Here is a 19,220-nt window from a genome sequence, read left to right on the forward strand (position 1 = left end):
CGACTGTCGTCTGGCAGTAACACGCGTGCTACATGATTGCGGCCTGGCCTAGTCCAGGCCGTTTTCATTTAAGGGTCAAACGCTTAGCTGAATTAGCCGATGGACTAAGGTCAGAAGTTAAAAGTTGTAAGCCCAAGGTAAATAGCCGGTAAAGGCGCTTCTCTAAACGCGCTCCAGTGCTTATCTTTCAGCCTCCCAAAGAAGAAGCTCTCGCGCCCAATGGTTGATCAATCCATGCAATCCTCCCCCCGTAAGTCCCGCCGCTGGCTGTTTGGCCTGCTTGTGCTGCTGGTTATCGCCGGCCTGTGCTGGAAATTCTGGCCCGCCAGCCACAAGGACGATGCCGCCCAGGCGCCAGCCGGGCGTGCCGGCAAGTCGGGAATGATGCGCCCGGGCTTCGGTGGTGCTGCCGGCCCGGTGCCGGTGCGTGTGGCGCCTGCGGTGCTCGGCGAGTTCCCGGTGTACTACAAGGCGCTGGGCACGGTGACCGCGCTCAACACCATCAACGTGCGCAGCCGGGTGGGCGGAGAGCTGGTGAAGATCGCCTTTGAAGAAGGGCAGATGGTCAAGGCCGGCGACCTGCTGGCCGAGATCGACCCGCGCAGCTACCAGAACGCCTTGCTCCAGGCCCAGGGCACGCTGTTGCAGAACCAGGCGCAACTGAAAAACGCCCAGGTGGATGTCGAGCGTTATCGCGGCCTGTATGCCCAGGACAGTATTGCCAAGCAGACCCTAGACACCGCCGAAGCGCTGGTCCTGCAATACCAGGGCACGGTCAAGACCAACCAGGGTGCGGTGGATGACGCCAAGCTCAACCTGGAATTCACCAAGATCCGCGCGCCCATCGGTGGCCGTGTCGGCTTGCGCCAGGTGGACGTGGGCAACCTGGTGGCGGCGAACGACACCACATTCATCGCCGTGATCACCCAGACCCAACCGATCAACGTGGTCTTCACCCTGCCGGAAAACACCCTGGACACCGTGCTCACCCGCTACCACGCCGGCAACAAGCTGCCGGTGGAAGCCTGGGACCGTGGCGACGTGAAGAAACAGGCCGTCGGTGTGCTGCAAAGCCTGGACAACCAGATCGACGTGACCACCGGTACCCTGAAATTCAAGGGGCGCTTCGATAACAAGGACCAGGCACTGTTCCCCAACCAGTTCGTCAATGTGCACCTGCTCGCCGACACCCTGCACAACGTGGTGCTGGCGCCATCTGCGGCGATCCAGTTCGGCAACAACGGCACCTTTGTCTACAAGCTCGATGGCGACAAGAAGGTCAAGATCCAACCCCTGGTCATTGGTGACACCGACGGCGACAACACCGTGATCAAGCAAGGCCTGGTGGCCGGTGATCGCGTGGTACTGGAAGGCACCGACCGCCTGAAGGACGGCACTGAAATCGAAGTGGTCAACGACAGCACCGAAGTGCTGACCACCCCGACCGAGCACCTGCAAGGCAAGCCTGCGGCGAAAGGGGAGACCGGCACCACCGCCGGCAAGGCGCAAAAGGTCGGTTCATGAACCTGTCGCGGCTGTTTATTCTTCGCCCGGTCGCCACCACGCTGAGCATGCTCGCCATTGTGTTGGCCGGCATCATTTCGTATCGCTTGTTGCCGGTGTCGGCGTTGCCCCAGGTGGATTACCCGACCATCCGCGTGATGACCCTGTACCCCGGCGCCAGCCCGGACGTGATGACCAGCGCCGTCACCGCGCCGCTGGAGCGCCAGTTCGGGCAAATGCCGGGTCTTACGCAGATGGCGTCCACCAGCTCCGGTGGCGCGTCGGTGCTGACCCTGCGCTTCAACCTCGACGTCAACATGGACGTCGCCGAGCAACAGGTGCAGGCCGCGATCAACGCCGCCACCAACCTGCTGCCCAAGGACCTGCCGGCGCCGCCGGTGTACAACAAGGTCAACCCGGCGGATACCCCGGTGCTGACCCTGGCGGTCACGTCCAAGACCATGCTGCTGCCCAAGCTCAATGACCTGGTCGATACGCGCATGGCGCAGAAAATCGCGCAGATCAGCGGTGTCGGCATGGTCAGCATCGCCGGCGGCCAGCGCCAGGCCGTGCGTATCAAGGTCAACCCCGAGGCCCTGGCGGCGAACGGCTTGAACCTGTCGGATGTGCGCACCCTGATCGCCGCGTCCAACGTCAACCAGCCCAAGGGCAACTTCGACGGCCCGACGCGCGTGTCGATGCTCGATGCCAACGACCAGTTGGTCTCGCCGCAGCAATACGCCGAATTGATCCTGGCCTATAACAACGGCGCGCCGCTGCGCTTGAAAGACGTGGCACAGATCGTCGATGGCGCCGAAAACGAGCGCCTCGCCGCCTGGGCCAATGAAAACCAGGCCGTGCTCCTGAATATCCAGCGCCAGCCCGGCGCCAACGTGATCGAGGTGGTGGACCGCATCAAGGCGCTGCTGCCGAGCATCACCGACAACCTGCCGGCCGGCCTTGACGTGCTGGTGCTCACCGACCGCACCCAGACCATCCGCGCCTCGGTCACCGACGTGCAGCACGAACTGCTCATCGCCATTGCCCTGGTGGTGATGGTGACCTTCCTGTTCCTGCGCCGGGTCAGCGCGACGATCATTCCGTCCATCGCGGTGCCGCTGTCACTGGTGGGCACGTTTGGCGTGATGTACCTGGCCGGGTTCTCCATCAACAACCTGACGCTGATGGCCCTGACCATCGCCACCGGGTTTGTGGTGGACGATGCCATCGTGATGCTGGAGAACATCTCGCGCTATATCGAAGAGGGCGAGACGCCACTGGCCGCCGCACTCAAGGGCGCCAAGCAGATTGGCTTCACCTTGATCTCCCTGACCCTGTCGCTGATCGCCGTATTGATCCCGTTGCTGTTCATGGCCGATGTGGTGGGGCGCTTGTTCCGCGAATTTGCCATCACCCTGGCGGTGGCGATCCTGATTTCCCTGGTGGTGTCCCTGACCCTCACGCCGATGATGTGCGCGCGCCTGCTCAAGCGTGAGCCCAAGGAAGAAGAACAAAGCCGCTTCTACAAGGCCAGTGGCGCGTGGATCGACTGGATGATCGAAGCCTACGGGCGCAAGTTGCAGTGGGTGCTCAAGCACCAGCCACTGACCCTGCTGGTGGCGATCGCCACCCTCGGCCTGACCGTGGTGTTGTACCTGGTGGTGCCCAAGGGTTTCTTCCCGGTGCAGGACACCGGCGTGATCCAGGGTATTTCCGAAGCGCCGCAGTCGATTTCCTTTGCGGCCATGAGCCAGCGCCAGCAGGAGTTGGCCAAGATCATCCTGGCCGACCCGGCGGTGCAAAGCCTGTCGTCCTACATTGGTGTGGATGGCGACAACGCCACGCTCAACAGCGGCCGCTTGCTGATCAACCTCAAGCCCCACGGCCAGCGCGACTTGAGCGCGGCCGAGGTGATCACCCGCCTGCAACCGGAACTCGACAAGCTGGTGGGCATCCGCCTGTTCATGCAGCCGGTGCAGGATTTGACCATCGAAGACCGCGTCAGCCGCACCCAGTACCAGTTCAGTATGTCGTCGCCAGACGCTGACCTGTTGGCGCTGTGGAGCGACAAGCTGGTACACGCCTTGAGCCAGTTGCCGGAACTCACCGACGTCGCCAGCGACCTGCAAGACAAGGGTTTACAGGTGTTCCTGGTGATCGACCGCGATGCGGCCTCGCGCCTGGGCGTGACGGTATCGACCATCACCGACGCGCTGTACGACGCCTTCGGCCAGCGGCAGATTTCCACGATCTACACCCAGGCCAGCCAGTACCGCGTGGTGTTGCAGGCGCAATCCGGCGAAACCCTCGGCCCGGATGCGCTGAACCAGATCCACGTGAAAACCACCGATGGCGGCCAGGTGCGCCTGTCCAGCCTGGCCCGTGTCGAACAGCGCCAGGCGCAGTTGGCGATCGCGCATATCGGCCAGTTCCCGGCGGTGATGATGTCGTTCAACCTGGCCCCCGGCGTCGCGCTGGGCAAAGGCGTGGAGCTGATCAACCAGACCCAGAAGGACATCGGCATGCCGGTGGGCGTGCAGACCCAGTTCCAGGGCGCGGCCCAGGCGTTCGAAGCGTCGCTGTCGAGCACCTTGCTGCTGATCCTGGCGGCGGTGGTGACCATGTACATCGTGCTTGGCGTGCTCTACGAGAGCTATATCCACCCGATCACCATTCTGTCGACCTTGCCGTCGGCAGCAGTGGGCGCCTTGTTGGCGTTGCTGCTCAGCGGCAATGACCTGGGCATGATCGCGATCATCGGCATCATCTTGCTGATCGGTATCGTGAAAAAGAACGCGATCATGATGATCGACTTCGCCCTCGACGCGGAACGCAACCAGGGCCTCGACCCGCAAACGGCGATCTACCAGGCGGCGCTGTTGCGCTTCCGGCCGATCCTGATGACCACGCTGGCCGCGCTGTTTGGCGCGGTGCCATTGATGCTGGCAACCGGTTCGGGCGCGGAATTGCGCCAGCCCCTGGGTCTGGTGATGGTCGGCGGCCTGCTGGTGAGCCAGGTGCTGACCCTGTTCACCACCCCGGTGATCTACCTGTACTTCGACCGCCTCGGTCGGCGCTGGCGCAAAGAGCCGCAAAGCCTGGAGCCGGTTGAGTCATGAACCTGTCCGGACCTTTCATCCGCCGGCCGGTAGCCACCATGCTGCTGAGCCTGGCGATCATGTTGCTGGGCGGTGTGAGCTTCAACCTGCTGCCGGTATCACCGTTGCCGCAGATCGACTTTCCGGTGATCGTGGTCTCGGCGAGCTTGCCCGGCGCCAGCCCCGAGGTGATGGCGTCTACGGTGGCGACGCCGCTGGAGCGCTCGTTCGGCGCGATTGCCGGCATCACCACCATGAGCAGCAATTCCAGCCAGGGTTCGACGCGGGTGATCCTCGCGTTCGACTCCGACCGCGATATCAACGGCGCCGCGCGGGAAGTGCAGGCGGCCATCAATGCCTCGCGCAACCTGCTGCCCAGCGGTATGCGCAGCATGCCGACCTACAAGAAGATCAACCCGTCCCAGGCGCCGATCATGGTGCTGTCGCTGACCTCGGACGTGCTGCAGAAGGGCCAGCTGTACGACCTGGCCTCGACGATCCTCTCGCAAAGCCTGTCCCAGGTGCCCGGCGTGGGGGAAGTGCAGATCGGCGGCAGCTCGCTGCCAGCCGTGCGCATCGAACTCGAACCCAAGGCCCTCGACCAGTACGGCGTGGCTCTCGACGATGTGCGCAACACCATCGCCAATGCCAACCAGCGCCGGCCCAAGGGCTCCCTGGAAGACAGTGAGCGCAACTGGCAGATCCAGGCCAATGACCAGCTGGAAAAAGCCAAGGACTACGAACCGTTGCTGATCCGCTACCAGAACGGCGCGGCCCTGCGCCTGGGCGATGTGGCAAAGATCAGCGACGGCGTGGAGGACCGCTACAACAGTGGTTTCTTCAACAACGAACCGGCCGTGCTGCTGGTGATCAACCGCCAGTCCGGCGCCAACATCATCGAGACCGTCCGCCAGATCAAGGCCCAGCTGCCGGCGTTGCAGGCGGTGCTGCCGTCCAGCGTCAAGCTCAACCTGGCCATGGACCGCTCGCCCGTTATCACCGCGACCCTGCATGAAGCCGAGATGACCTTGCTGATTGCCGTCGCCCTGGTGATCCTGGTGGTGTACCTGTTCCTCGGCAATTTCCGCGCGTCGCTGATTCCGACGCTGGCGGTGCCGGTGTCGCTGGTGGGCACCTTTGCGGTGATGTACCTGTTCGGGTTCTCGCTGAACAACTTCTCGCTGATGGCGTTGATCCTCGCCACCGGCCTGGTGGTGGACGATGCCATCGTTGTGCTGGAGAACATTTCCCGGCATATCGACGACGGCGTGCCACCGATGAAAGCGGCGTACCTGGGGGCCCAGGAAGTCGGCTTCACCTTGCTGTCGATGAACGTGTCGCTGGTGGCGGTGTTCCTGTCCATCCTGTTTATGGGCGGGATCGTCACCAACCTGTTCCGTGAGTTTTCCATCACCTTGTCGGCGGCGATCATCGTCTCGCTGATCGTCTCGCTGACCCTGACCCCGATGCTCTGCGCCCGTTGGCTCAAGCCCCATGTCAAAGGCCAGATGACCGGCTTGCAGCGCTGGAGCCAGAAGGTCAACGACCGCATGGTCGCCGGCTACGCCACCAGCCTCGACTGGGTGCTGCGTCACCGGCGCCTGACCCTGCTCAGCCTGTTGATCACCGTGGGCGTGAATATCGCGCTGTACGTGGTGGTGCCCAAGACGTTCATGCCGCAGCAGGACACCGGCCAGCTGATCGGCTTTGTACGCGGCGATGACGGCCTGTCGTTCAACGTGATGCAACCGAAGATGGAGACCTTCCGCATCGCTGTGCTCAAGGACCCGGCGGTGCAGAGCGTGGCCGGCTTTATCGGTGGCAACAACGGCACCAACAACGCGGTGATGCTGGTGCGCCTCAAGCCCATCAGCGAGCGCAAGGTCTCGGCCCAGGCGGTGATCGAGCGCTTGCGCAAGAACGTCCCATTGGTGCCGGGCGGGCGCTTGTTCCTGATGGCCGACCAGGACCTGCAATTTGGTGGCAGTCGCGACCAGAGCAGCGCGCAGTATTCCTACATCCTGCAAAGCGGTGACCTGGCCGCGTTGCGCCTGTGGTACCCGAAAGTGGTCAGCGCCTTGCGCGAGCTGCCGGAACTGACCGCCATCGACGCCCGCGAAGGTCGCGGTGCGGCGCAGGTCACGCTGATTGTCGACCGCGACCAGGCCAAGCGCCTGGGCATCGACATGGCGATGGTCACGGCGGTGCTCAATAACGCCTACAGCCAGCGGCAGATTTCCACCATCTATGACAGCCTCAACCAGTATCAGGTGGTGATGGAGGTCAATCCGAAATACGCCCAGGACCCGATCACCCTGAACCAGATGCAGGTGATCACCTCCACTGGCGCGCGGGTGCCGTTGTCGACCATCGCCCATTACGAAAACAGCCTGGCGGACGACCGCGTCAGCCACGAAGGCCAGTTCGCCTCGGAGAACATTGCCTTCGACATGGCGCCCGGGGTCACGGTGGAGCAGGGCACCGCCGCCATCGAACGGGCGATTGCCAAGGTCGGCTTGCCGGAAGACGTGATCGCGAAGATGGCCGGCACCGCCGACGCCTTCGCCGCGACGCAGAAGGGCCAGCCGTTCATGATCCTGGGTGCGTTGGTGGCGGTGTACCTGGTGCTGGGCATCTTGTATGAAAGCTACATTCACCCGTTGACCATCCTCTCGACCCTGCCGTCGGCGGGTGTTGGCGCGTTGCTGTCGATCTACCTGCTGGGCGGCGAGTTCAGCCTGATCTCCCTGCTGGGCTTGTTCCTGCTGATTGGCGTGGTGAAGAAAAACGCGATCCTGATGATCGACCTCGCCCTGCAATTGGAGCGGCATGACGGCATGAGCCCGCTGGAGTCGATCCGCAGCGCCTGCCTGCTGCGCCTGCGGCCGATCCTGATGACCACCCTGGCAGCAATCCTCGGCGCGCTGCCGCTGTTGCTCGGCACCGCCGAAGGCGCGGAAATGCGCCAGCCCCTGGGCCTGACCATTATCGGCGGCCTGGTGTTCAGCCAGATCCTGACCCTTTACACCACCCCGGTGGTCTACCTCTATCTCGACCGCGCGCGCCATCGCTTCAACGCCTGGCGTGGCGTGCGTACCGATGCTGCCCTGGACACTGCGCTATGACCGATTTCCCTAAGACAAGCCAGAAACTGTTGGTGACGGTGCTGTGTAGCCTGTTGCTCAGCGCCTGCGCCATTGGCCCGGATTACAAGCGCCCGGACGTCGTTGAACCGGTGCAGTTCAAGGAAGCCCAGGGCTGGCGCCAGGCTACGCCGAGCGATGCCCTGGCACGTGGCGCGTGGTGGGAGTTGTACGGCGACCGCCAGCTCAACGACCTCGTGGTGCGCCTGAACACCTCCAACCAGACCGTGGCCCAGGCCGAGGCGCGCTTTCGCCAGGCCCAGGCCCAGGTGCGCAGCGCCCGTGGTGCATTTTTCCCCACGGTTGACCTGAGCGCCGGGAAAACCCGCGCCAGCCAGGGCACCGGCAGCAGCAACGCCAGCCTCAGCAGTTCCAGCAGCGGTATCCGCGATACCCTCAACGCGCAACTGGGGGTGAGCTGGGAGGCGGACGTCTGGGGCAAGTTGCGCCGTGGCCTGGAAGCCAACGACGCCACGGCCCAAGCCAGTTCCGCGGACTTGGCGGCGATGCGCCTGAGCCAGCAGTCGGAACTGGTGCAAAACTACCTGCAACTGCGGGTGATGGATGAGCAGACCCGCTTGCTGCAAGCCACGCTGGAGACCTACCAGCGCTCGCTGCAAATGACCGAAAACCAATACCGCGCCGGCGTCTCCGGCAAGGATGCGGTGGCTCAGGCGCAAACCCAGCTCAAGTCCACCCAGGCCAGCCTGATCGACCTGATCTGGCAGCGTGCCCAGCTGGAAAACGCGATTGCCGTGTTGATCGGCGAGGCACCGGCCAACTTCAAGCTGGCGGTGAGCAACGACATCCCGGCGCTGCCACAGATCCCCGTGAGCCTGCCGTCGCAACTGCTTGAACGCCGCCCGGACATCGCCTCGGCCGAACGCTCGGTGATCGCCGCCAACGCCAATATCGGCGTGGCCAAGGCCGCCTACTACCCGGACCTGAGCCTGAGCCTGGCCGGTGGTTATTCCAGCAGCACCTACGCCGACTGGATCAGCCTGCCGAACCGCTTCTGGTCGGTGGGCCCGAAACTCGCCATGACCCTGTTCGACGGCGGCCAGCGCTCGGCCGAAGTCGACCGTACCGTGGCCAGCTATGACGAGACCGTGGCCAAGTACCGCCAGACCGTGCTGGACGGTTTCCGCGAAGTGGAAAACTACATGGTCCAGCTCAAGGTGCTGGAGGACGAAGCCGTGGTCAGCAATGAAGCGCTGGACGCCGCCCGCGAATCGTTGCGCCTGACCCAGAACCAGTACAAGGCCGGGCTGATTGCCTATCTGGATGTGGTACAGGTGCAGGCGACCGCCCTGAGCAACGAGCGCACGGTGTTGACCCTGCTGCAGACACGCCTGGTGGCGAGTGTGCAACTGATTGCTGCGCTCGGCGGCGGTTGGGATGGCAAGACCGCAGTCGACGCAAAGAACTGACAGTAAACACGGACTAAAATGTGGGAGCTGGCTTGCCTGCGATAGCGGTACATCAGCCAACTCTTCTGGTACTGATTAACCGCTATCGCAGGCAAGCCAGCTCCCACAAGTTGACTCATTCAGCCTCCACATTGAGGGGACTTTTGAGTCAGCGAATTGGCGTCAAAAAGACCATGATGGCTATACGCTAATATTTCAACTGTACAAGAATCTTTCTCGCTACAATCGCCCGCTTTGCCACCTGGCACGGGCTTTTCAGGCCCGTCAGTCTCGAGAAGTCCCATGCTTATCGGTAGCTATTCTCCCTCGCTGGTCGTGATCTCCCTGTTCGTCGCGATCCTGGCGTCCTACACCGCGCTGGACCTGGCCGGCCGCATTGCGACCGCCAAGGGCCGTGCGGTTTTTTATTGGATGAGTGGTGGAGCATTGGCGATGGGCGTGGGTGTGTGGTCCATGCATTTTATCGGCATGCTCGCGCTGCGCTTGCCGTTTGCCCTGGGCTTTGACGTCGGTATCACCGCGTTGTCGTTGCTGATCGCGGTGCTGTCCTGCGGCTTTGCGTTGTGGCTGGTCAACCAGCCGCGCTTGCCGGCCTGGCAGTTGGCGTTTGGCGCACTGGTCATGGGCGCGGGCATCAGCAGCATGCATTACACCGGCATGGCCGCGATGCGCATGACCCCCGGCATCGACTATGACCCGACGCTGTTCAGCGCATCGTTGTTGATCGCGGTGGTCGCTTCCGGCGCGGCGTTGTGGATTGCGTTCCACCTGCGGCGCAACACCCCTTACGTGCGCCTGATGCGCGGCGGTGCGGCGGTGGTGATGGGGCTGGCGATCGTCGGCATGCACTACACCGGCATGGCGGCCGCGCAATTTGCCGACGAGAGTTACTGCGGCGCGGCGCTGTCGGGCTTGAGTGGCAAGGGCCTGGACAACCTGGTGGTGGTCACCAGCCTGGCGGTCTTGGTGATTGCCTTGCTGACCTCGGTGCTGGACGCGCGGCTGGAGGCGCGCACCTCGGTGCTGGCCGATTCCCTGAGCCTGGCCAACCAGGAACTGACCCACCTGGCCCTGCACGACACCCTGACCGGGCTGCCCAACCGCACCTTGCTCGCCGACCGGATCCAGCAGGCCATGCAAGCGGTCAACGAGAAGGGCGGCTGTTTTGCCCTGATGTTTATCGACCTGGACGGTTTCAAACCGGTCAACGATGCCTTCGGCCACCACATGGGCGACCAGTTGCTGCGCGAAGTCGGCCTGCGCCTGCGGGAAGACCTGCGCAGCCAGGACACCCTGGCGCGCATCGGCGGCGATGAGTTTGTGTTGCTGGTGCGCCTGACCCAGCCCGACGATGCGCTGCGCCTCGCCGAGCGCCAGGTGGGCCTGGTCAACCGCGCGTTCAAGGTGGCCGAACATGAGCTGAAGATTTCCGCCAGCGTGGGCATTGCGATCTTCCCCGGCAACGGCGGCAACCCCCAGGAACTGCTGATGAACGCCGACGCCGCGATGTACCACGCCAAGGGCATGGGCAAGAACGGCTACAGCTTCTTCGACGTGTCGATGAACACCAATGCGCGCAAACAACTGCAACTGTTGCAGGACTTGCGCAACGCCGTCGAGCAACAGCAGTTCTGCCTGCATTACCAACCCAAGTTCGATGCCGTCAGCGGCATCCCGGTGGGCGCCGAAGCGCTGTTGCGCTGGGAGCATCCGCAGCAAGGCCTGCTGTTGCCGGCGACCTTTATCGAATTGGCGGAAAAGACCGGGCTGATCATTCCCATCGGCGAATGGGTGCTCAACGAAGCCTGTCGCCAGATGCGCCTGTGGTATGCCCAGGGCTATGAAGACTGGCGCATCGCCGTGAACCTGTCGGCGTTGCAGTTCTGCCACGCCGGGCTGGTCAAGAGCGTGGCCTCGGCCCTGGACCGGCACCAGTTGCCGGCCAACAGCCTGACCCTGGAAATCACCGAAACCACCGCCATGAGCGACGCCGATGCAAGCATGACCGTGTTGCAGCAGCTGTCGGACATGGGCGTCGACCTGTCCATCGATGACTTCGGTACCGGTTATTCCAGCCTGATGTACCTCAAGCGCCTGCCGGCCAACGAGCTGAAGATCGACCGTGGCTTTGTGCGTGACCTGGAGCACGACGGTGACGATGCGGCCATCGTCTCGGCCATCGTCGCCCTCGGCCATGCCTTGGGGTTGCGCATCGTCGCCGAAGGGGTGGAGACCGATGTGCAGCAGAATTTTCTCACACGGCTCGGCTGCAATTCCCTACAGGGCTACCTGCTCGGCCACCCGCTGCCAGCGGAGCGTTTCATGGCCGACATCCAGCGCGCCGAAGAGCTCGCGGCGCCTGACAAAAGCCTGGGCTGACGGGTATTCTTGGATCCAACCCTAAACACCCGGTTGGATCAGGAGACCCCACCCATGGACAAAGTCGTCATCATCACCGGAGGCAGCCGCGGGATCGGCGCCGAGACGGCCTTGCTGGCTGCGCGTCAGGGCTACCGTATCTGCATCAATTTCCAGTCCGACGAAGCGGCTGCCCACCGCGTGCTGGAGCAGGTCCGCGCGCTGGGCGCGCAGGCCATCGCGGTGCGGGCCGATGTCAGCATCGAAGATGAAGTGATCGCATTGTTCAATCGGGTCGATGCCGAGTTGGGGCGGGTCACCGCGCTGGTGAACAACGCCGGTACCGTGGGGCACAAGTCGCGGGTCGACGAGATGTCCGAGTTCCGCATTCTCAAGATCATGAAAACCAACGTGTTGGGGCCGATCCTGTGCGCCAAGCATGCGGTGCTGCGCATGTCGCCCAGGCATGGCGGGCAGGGCGGCAGCATCGTCAACGTGTCGTCGGTGGCGGCGCGCCTGGGTTCGCCGGGTGAGTACGTGGACTATGCAGCGTCCAAGGGCGCGCTGGACACCTTCACTATTGGCCTTTCCAAGGAGGTCGCGGGCGAAGGTATCCGCGTGAATGCGGTGCGCCCTGGTTATATCTTTACCGACTTCCATGCCCTGAGCGGTGATCCGGATCGGGTCAGCAAGTTGGAGTCTGGTATTCCCATGGCTCGTGGCGGGAGGCCGGATGAGGTGGCGGAGGCGATTGTCTGGTTGTTGTCGGATAAGGCTTCCTACACCACCGGGACGTTCCTGGATTTGGGGGGCGGCCGCTGATTTTGTAGTGGCTGGGCCGACGCCATCGCGGGCAAGCCCGCTCCCACATCTGAAGGTGTTCGCCGTTCAAACTGTGGGAGCGGGCTTGCCCGCGATGGCGTCAGACAGGGCGACTCGATAACTCAGAACGACCGCACAATCCGCCCCAACGTCTCCATTGCCTTCTCCGACGCCTCGGTCCACGGGCTGCCATAGTTCAAGCGAATGCAATTCCTGAAACGCTGGGTGGCCGAGAAGATCGGCCCCGGCGCGATGCTGATGCCTTGGGCCAGGGCCATCTGGAACAATTTCAACGAATCGGTCTGCTCCGGCAGTTCCAGCCACAGGAAGTAGCCGCCGGCCGGCTGGCTGACCCGCGTCTGCGCCGGGAAGTAGCGGGCGATGGCGGCGAGCATGGCGCTTTGCTGTTCTTCCAGGGCGTAGCGCAACTTGCGCAGGTGGCGGTCGTAACCGCCGTGTTGCAGGTAATCGGCAATCGCCGCCTGGGCCGGCATCGACGGGCACAGCGAGGTCATCAGCTTCAAGCGTTCGACCTTTTGCGCATAGCGTCCGGCCGCCACCCAGCCCACGCGGTAACCTGGCGCGAGGCTCTTGGCGAAGGAGCCGCAATGCAGCACCAGGCCCTCGGTGTCGAAGGCCTTGGCCGGTTTGGGTGGGTGTTGGCCGTAATACAACTCGGCGTACACGTCGTCCTCGATCAGGGGCACCTGATGGTTGCGCAAAAGTTCCACCAGCGCCTGCTTCTTGGCTTCCGGCAGGGTGGCGCCCATGGGGTTCTGGAAGCTGGTCATGGTCCAGCAGGCCTTGATCGGGTAGCGCTCCAGGCTTTGCGCGAGGGCGCCCAGGTCGATGCCGTCGCGCGGGTGCACGGGGATTTCCACGGCCTTGAGCTTCAGGCGCTCCAGCACTTGCAGGCAGGCATAGAAGGCCGGGGCTTCGATGGCCACCAGGTCGCCCGGCTCGGTGACGGCTTGCAGGCACAGGTTCAGCGCCTCGAGGGCGCCGTTGGTGATCAGCAGTTCTTCCATGGGCAGCATCAGGCCGCCGACCATGTAGCGCAGGGCAATCTGTCGGCGCAACTGCGGGTTGCCCGGCGACATGTCGGTGACCACCAGGCGCGGGTCCATCTCACGGCTGGCGCTGGCCAGGGAGCGGGCCAGGCGTGGCAGCGGGAACAGCATCGGGCTGGGGAACGCCGAGCCGAACGGCACGGTGTTGGGGTCTTTGATCGAGTCGAGCACGGAAAACACCAGCTCGCTGACATCGACTTCGGTGGACTCGTGCACCTGCTCGCTCACCACCGGCTCGGAAAACGGGCTGGGCGCATGGGTGTTGACGAAGTAGCCGGAACGCGGTCGCGCGCGGATCAGGCCACGGCGCTCCAGCAGGTAGTAGGCCTGGAACACCGTGGACGGGCTGACGCCGTAGGTCTGGCTGGCATAACGCACCGACGGCACGCGCTGGCCGGGGCCCAGGACGCCGGAGCGGATCAGTTCGGCAATGTCGTCGGCGAATTTTTCGTAGCGTTTCATGGGGGCCTTATTCGTCGCAGGGCAACAGGTGGGAGCTGGCTTGCCTGCGATGACGGCGGTACATCCGGCATCGTTGTTGGCTGGGCTGACGCTATCGCGGGCAAGCCCGCTCCCACAGGTGATCTCTATTGTTTGTGAGGTATCAGCGGTTCAGCGGTGCCACGAAACGGCTGTCGGCAGCACTGTAGACCCACGGTTCATCCACATCGGTGACCTTGAAGCGCAAGGTCTGCGAGCTGCTCGCCGGTTTATCCGCCAGCAACGCCACCGACACCGGCACATCGCTGATTTCGCCTGGCGCCAGGCTGATCTCGGTCTTGCCTTGCAACTGGAAGCCATCGGCGTCCACCAGCTCCAGGCGGTAGTCCTGGCGTTGCTGGGTCTTGTTGATGACCTTGAGGCTGTAGATGTTTTCGATCAAGCCCTGGGCGTTCTCGCGGAACATGCCCCGGTCCTTGGTCACATCCAGCGAGACCATCGGCCGTTCGATCAACGCCACCACCAGCGCGGCGATCATCACCAGCAGCACGGCACTGTAGCCGATCAGGCGTGGCCTGAGCAGATGCGTCTTGCCGCCTTGCAGTTGATGCTCGGAGGTATAGCTGACCAGGCCACGGGCGTAGCCCATCTTGTCCATGATCGAATCACAGGCGTCGATACACGCGGCGCAGCCGATGCACTCCATTTGCAGGCCATCGCGGATGTCGATGCCGGTGGGGCAGACCTGCACGCACAGGTGGCAGTCGATGCAGTCACCCAGGCCGACGTCGGCGGGTTTCACCTCGCGTTTGCGTGGGCCGCGGTGTTCGCCACGGGCGGCGTCGTAGGAAATGGTCAGGGTGTCCTTGTCGAACATCACGCTCTGGAAGCGCGCATAAGGGCACATGTGCATGCACACCGCTTCACGCAGCCAGCCGGCGTTGATGTAGGTGGCACCGGTGAAAAACAGCACCCAGAACAGGCTCACGCCACCCATCTGCCAGGTCAGCAACTCGGCGGCCAGCGGGCGGATCGGTGTGAAGTAGCCGACAAATGTCAGGCCCGTGAGCACACTGATGCCCAGCCACAACGTGTGCTTGGCCGCGCGCCGCGCCAGTTTGTTCGGGCTCCACGGCGCGGCCTGCAGCTTGATGCGCTGGTTGCGTTCGCCTTCGGTGACTTTTTCGCACCACATGAACAGCCAGGTGAAGGAGCTTTGCGGGCAGGTGTAGCCGCACCACACGCGGCCGGCAAATACGGTGATCGCAAACAGGCCGAAGGCGCAGATGATCAACAGCGCCGAGAGCAGGATGAAGTCCTGCGGCCAGAACGTCGCACCAAAAATATGGAATTTGCTTTCAGCCAAGTCCCATAGCACGGCTTGGCGACCGCCCCAGTTCAGCCACACGGTGCCGAAAAAGGCCAGGAACAGAAAGCCTGCACCGCTCAAGCGCAAGGTGCGGAACAGGCCGGTGAAACTACGGGTGTGGATCAGGTTGTCGCTGGATTTGGCCTTCACCTTCTTTGGGTGAAGTGGCTCAAAGGTTTCCACGGTTCGGACGGGGATTCTTTCGCTCATGGTCGTTCGCTCATCAGCCTCCATCAGGCAGGGGAACTATGCGCGCCGGTCTGTTTGCATAACAGACTCAGGTAAAACGATAAAAAGCGGATCAGATGAGTTTTTAGGGGATGCCTGCGTCAATGTGCTGCACCCCGTGGCGCCTGGGGTGCAGCTGGTTTTCAGGCATGCTGATACAGATCAATCAAATCGCCGAAGCAGTCTGGTTGGGCGCCCGATGTCGCTGCATTGCCCTTATGTCATCAGGTTCTCCCGGCGTACTTCACCAAACACCTTCACCACCAGGGGCGGCGTGCCCGGCTCGCCGGAAACCGATACCACGCTTGTCTTGCTGCTCTGTGAGTAGTCGATTTTGACTTCCCCGCTTGCTCCCGAAAAGCTGTCGACGACCTGCAAAGGTTTATTCAGCTGCTTTTGAATGCCCCGCAGGTCCAGCTTGTCATTCGCGGTAAAGTCCCGGATTTCGCTGGGCGCATCCAGGGTGGACTCGCTTGTGCTGTTGTAGCTGTAGGTTTTGCCGGGATCGCGTCGCATTTTGTTGACGTTGTCCTCAGTCAACGAACTGCCGATATCGCCCAAGCCTTTGGCGGCGTTGTTGGAGGCGGAGAACTGTTTTTGCATGGCGGCTCCGTCGTCCTCCAATCGCTTGATGTCGCTGACGATGCTTTCAGCGCTGCCTCCGTCAAACGCATGGAGAAGCGTCTCGACATTGCGATGCGAGAGCTCTTTGATTTTTTCCTCGACCATCTGCTTCTTGGTTTCGGCCAGGCCAGAATCGATCTCGTCCTTGTTCAAATGCTTGCCGATGGCCTTCAGCGTTTGAGCGTTTGCTTCGCCATTCGGGCCTTGCACCATGGCCTGGATTTTTTCCGGGGTGAGGCGGGCACGTGTTTTTTCCATCAGCGCCTTGGACTCGGGCGAGTTGGGGTTGCGCACCAGCTGCTTGATGTTCTCCCGGGTCAACATGGGGGCCAGATCATTGGGGTTTTCCTGGGGCGTTGCATTGTTGGCTGACGGTGCCGGGTCTGGAGCCTTGGGGGACCTGGACCAATCCGGGCCAGACTTGAGCAGATTGTTCATGCGCTCGTTGCCTGGGGTCGGTTGTTGTGCACTGGGGGTGTGCGACGGTGGGGCCTTGAGGGGAGGGGGAGTGTGCTGCGGCTGGATAGTTGACATCAGGGTTTCCTCGCGATGAATGGGGTAAACACCCCGTTCATGGACCGAAAAGGGGCGCTTACACCAGCGAGTATAAAAACCGTGCCCTGGGCTTGAGGTGGGTAAATGTTTGTTGGTTTTGTAGGTTGTTTCAGTTTGTTATGTAGTGAGCAGCATCATCGAATGAGGGCCAGTGACGGGCGATCCGGCAGGCTGGCCCGATAGTCAGACGATCACCGGTGGCTGGGTTTGCGGCGGTTCCTCCACCGCAGGGGGCAGTTTTTCAGGTGGCTCCTGCTCTGGAATCGGTTGCGGCTCGGTGGGCGGCAGGGTCGGGTTGTCGATATTCGGGTCCGGGGTTTCAGCCGGGATCGGGATATTCATCAGTGTGGCCTCCTTTGTGCTTTGCTCTATCGGTGGACAGCGGCCTGGAGGGATTGATTCCCTGCCCGGCGGCAGCACATCCACCTGAACTTTTCGCGCGGGCACAGGCTCGGACCTATGACGGTAGCGCTCAGGGAGAGCGCTGGCGTATCAGAACCCGGATCAAGCAAAGAGCGTCCACTGGGCGTAAGGGGAAGATGCTCGATGACTGCTGAAACACTGGTTCCCAATGCATCCGCATTACCGCTGTCCCAGGCACTGTTACTGCCCAGGATCGCGATTGAAAGCACCATGCCGGTGATCGACGGCGGCGAATTTGCCGTCAAGGCCGTGGTGGGGCAGCGTGTCAACGTCACCAGCAAGGTGTTCGCTGACGGCCACGACAAACTCGCTGTGCTGATTCGCTGGCGGCCGCTGCACGACGAAAGCTGGCACAGCGTGGTGATGAGCGATGTGGGCAACAATGGCTGGGAAGGCGCGTTTACCGTCACCCATCAAGGGCCCCATGAATACTGCATCGAAGCCTGGGTCGATACGTTTGCCAGCTTCTGCTACGAATTGCGCAAGAAACACGAAGCCGGGGTGCCGGTCAGCCTGGAATTGCAGGAAGGCCGCAGCCTGGTGCTGCAAGCCGCCGAGCGCAGTGACAACGCGTTGCGCGACCGGCTGATGGTGTTGCACCACGAACTGTCCGGCCTGCTGGAAACCGAGCAGGTCGCGCTGTTCCTGCACGAAGACAGTGCACACCTGATGACCCAGGCCGATCACCGCGCCTACCTGAGCATCAGCACCGTCTACCCGATCGACGTCGAGCGCCAGGCGGCGCAATTTGCCAGCTGGTACGAGCTGTTTCCCCGCTCGATCACCGACGATCCCGCGCGCCACGGCACGTTCAATGATGTGCACTCGCGGCTGGCGATGATCCATGACATGGGCTTCGACGTGCTGTACTTCCCGCCGATCCATCCCATCGGCCGCAGCCATCGCAAGGGGCGCAACAATGCCCTGACCGCCGGCCCCGATGATCCGGGCAGCCCCTACGCCATCGGCAGCGAGGAGGGCGGGCATGAGGCGATCCATCCGCAATTGGGCAGCCGCGATGACTTCCGGCGCCTGGTCAAGGCCGCCGCCGAGCACGGTCTGGAAATCGCCCTGGACTTCGCCATCCAGTGCTCCCAGGACCATCCGTGGCTCAAGCAACACCCCGGCTGGTTCAACTGGCGCCCGGACGGCACGATCAAGTACGCGGAGAACCCGCCGAAAAAATACCAGGACATCGTCAACGTCGATTTCTATGCGGCGGATGCCATTCCCAGCCTGTGGACCGAGCTGCGCGACATCGTGGTGGGCTGGGTCGAGGAGGGCGTGAAGACCTTTCGCGTCGACAACCCCCACACCAAGCCGCTGCCGTTCTGGCAGTGGTTGATCAGCGATGTGCGGGCCAAATACCCGGAGGTGATCTTCCTCGCCGAAGCCTTCACCACACCGGCGATGATGGCGCGCCTGGGCAAGGTCGGTTACTCCCAGAGCTACACCTATTTCACCTGGCGCAACACCAAGGCCGAATTGAGCGAATACTTCACCCAACTGAATGAGTCGCCGTGGCGCGAGTGTTTCCGGCCGAACTTTTTCGTCAACACGCCGGATATCAATCCGGGGTTCCTGCACCAATCCGGCCGCCCGGGCTTTTTGATCCGTGCCGCGCTGGCCACCATGGGCTCGGGCCTGTGGGGCATGTATTCGGGTTTCGAGCTGTGTGAAGCCGCGCCGGTGCCGGGCAAAGAGGAATACCTGGATTCGGAGAAGTACGAGATACGCGTCAGGGATTTCACCGCGCCGGGCAATATCATCGCCGAGATCGCCCAGCTCAATCGCATCCGCCGGCAAAACCCGGCGTTGCACACGCACCTGGGCTTGAAGCTGTACAACGCCTGGAACGACAACATCCTGTATTTCGGCAAGCGCAGCGAGGACGGCAGCAACTTTGTCCTGATCGCGGTGAACCTCGATCCCTACAACGCCCAGGAGGCGAATTTCGAATTGCCGCTGTGGGAACTGGGCTTGCCGGACGATGCGCAAACCCAGGGTGAAGACCTGATGAATGGCCATCGCTGGACCTGGTATGGCAAGACCCAGTGGATGCGGCTGGAGCCGCAGATGCCGTTCGGGATCTGGCGCATCACCCTCTCTTAAGCCCTGTGGAGATCAAAAAATGTGGGAGCTGGCTTGCCTGCGAT

Annotated in this window: 11 protein-coding genes; 7 read left to right on the plus strand and 4 right to left on the minus strand. The window is 62.6% G+C overall.

All coding sequences use genetic code 11. From position 1 onward, the window contains the following. The first annotated feature begins 219 nt into the window (after positions 1-219). The 6 genes from PSH87_RS12535 to PSH87_RS12560 all read left to right on the plus strand — a co-directional run bounded on the left by PSH87_RS12535 (position 220) and on the right by PSH87_RS12560 (position 12,354). Positions 220-1,524, plus strand: coding sequence for an MdtA/MuxA family multidrug efflux RND transporter periplasmic adaptor subunit (locus PSH87_RS12535; protein WP_305433885.1), 1,305 nt, complete (start codon positions 220-222; stop codon positions 1,522-1,524). Then, a complete protein-coding gene (locus PSH87_RS12540; protein ID WP_017734561.1) occupies positions 1,521-4,622 on the plus strand; it encodes an MdtB/MuxB family multidrug efflux RND transporter permease subunit in 3,102 nt (1,033 codons plus the stop codon). Before PSH87_RS12535 ends, PSH87_RS12540 begins: the two co-directional genes overlap by 4 nt. Beyond that, a complete protein-coding gene (locus PSH87_RS12545) occupies positions 4,619-7,726 on the plus strand; it encodes an efflux RND transporter permease subunit (protein ID WP_017734562.1) in 3,108 nt (1,035 codons plus the stop codon). The genes PSH87_RS12540 and PSH87_RS12545 overlap by 4 nt, the downstream gene beginning before the upstream one ends. Next, positions 7,723-9,174, plus strand: coding sequence for an efflux transporter outer membrane subunit (locus PSH87_RS12550; RefSeq protein WP_305433887.1), 1,452 nt, complete (start codon positions 7,723-7,725; stop codon positions 9,172-9,174). Before PSH87_RS12545 ends, PSH87_RS12550 begins: the two co-directional genes overlap by 4 nt. Before the next feature lie 282 nt (positions 9,175-9,456). Continuing rightward, positions 9,457-11,553: a bifunctional diguanylate cyclase/phosphodiesterase gene (locus PSH87_RS12555; protein ID WP_017734564.1), complete on the plus strand. Its 2,097-nt coding sequence runs from the start codon at positions 9,457-9,459 to the stop codon at positions 11,551-11,553. 54 nt (positions 11,554-11,607) lie between these two features. Beyond that, the gene (locus PSH87_RS12560; protein WP_017734565.1) at positions 11,608-12,354 is read left to right on the plus strand and encodes an SDR family oxidoreductase; all 747 of its coding nucleotides are present in this window, start codon (positions 11,608-11,610) and stop codon (positions 12,352-12,354) included. Between the two features lie 122 nt (positions 12,355-12,476). Here the strand turns inward: PSH87_RS12560 and mapR are convergent, their stop codons facing one another. The 4 genes from mapR to PSH87_RS12580 form a co-directional block, all read right to left on the minus strand. Beyond that, positions 12,477-13,886, minus strand: coding sequence for a GntR family transcriptional regulator MpaR (mapR, locus tag PSH87_RS12565; RefSeq protein ID WP_017734566.1), 1,410 nt, complete (start codon positions 13,884-13,886; stop codon positions 12,477-12,479). Between the two features lie 142 nt (positions 13,887-14,028). Next, positions 14,029-15,444 (minus strand): cytochrome c oxidase accessory protein CcoG, encoded by a 1,416-nt coding sequence (gene ccoG, locus PSH87_RS12570; RefSeq protein WP_305433888.1) that lies wholly within the window; start codon positions 15,442-15,444, stop codon positions 14,029-14,031. A 234-nt stretch (positions 15,445-15,678) separates the two neighbouring features. Beyond that, on the minus strand, positions 15,679-16,524 hold the full coding sequence (locus PSH87_RS12575) for a M10 family metallopeptidase C-terminal domain-containing protein (protein WP_305433890.1): 846 nt from the start codon (positions 16,522-16,524) through the stop codon (positions 15,679-15,681). A 300-nt stretch (positions 16,525-16,824) separates the two neighbouring features. After that, on the minus strand, positions 16,825-16,983 hold the full coding sequence (locus PSH87_RS12580; protein WP_257781499.1) for a hypothetical protein: 159 nt from the start codon (positions 16,981-16,983) through the stop codon (positions 16,825-16,827). Between the two features lie 204 nt (positions 16,984-17,187). Here PSH87_RS12580 and PSH87_RS12585 point away from each other — a divergent pair, with 204 nt between their 5' ends. Beyond that, positions 17,188-19,176 (plus strand): alpha-1,4-glucan--maltose-1-phosphate maltosyltransferase, encoded by a 1,989-nt coding sequence (locus tag PSH87_RS12585; protein WP_305433892.1) that lies wholly within the window; start codon positions 17,188-17,190, stop codon positions 19,174-19,176. The last annotated feature ends 44 nt before the right edge of the window (positions 19,177-19,220 follow it).

The organism is Pseudomonas sp. FP453, assembly GCF_030687495.1.
In the GTDB taxonomy this organism is placed as follows: Bacteria; Pseudomonadota; Gammaproteobacteria; order Pseudomonadales; family Pseudomonadaceae; genus Aquipseudomonas.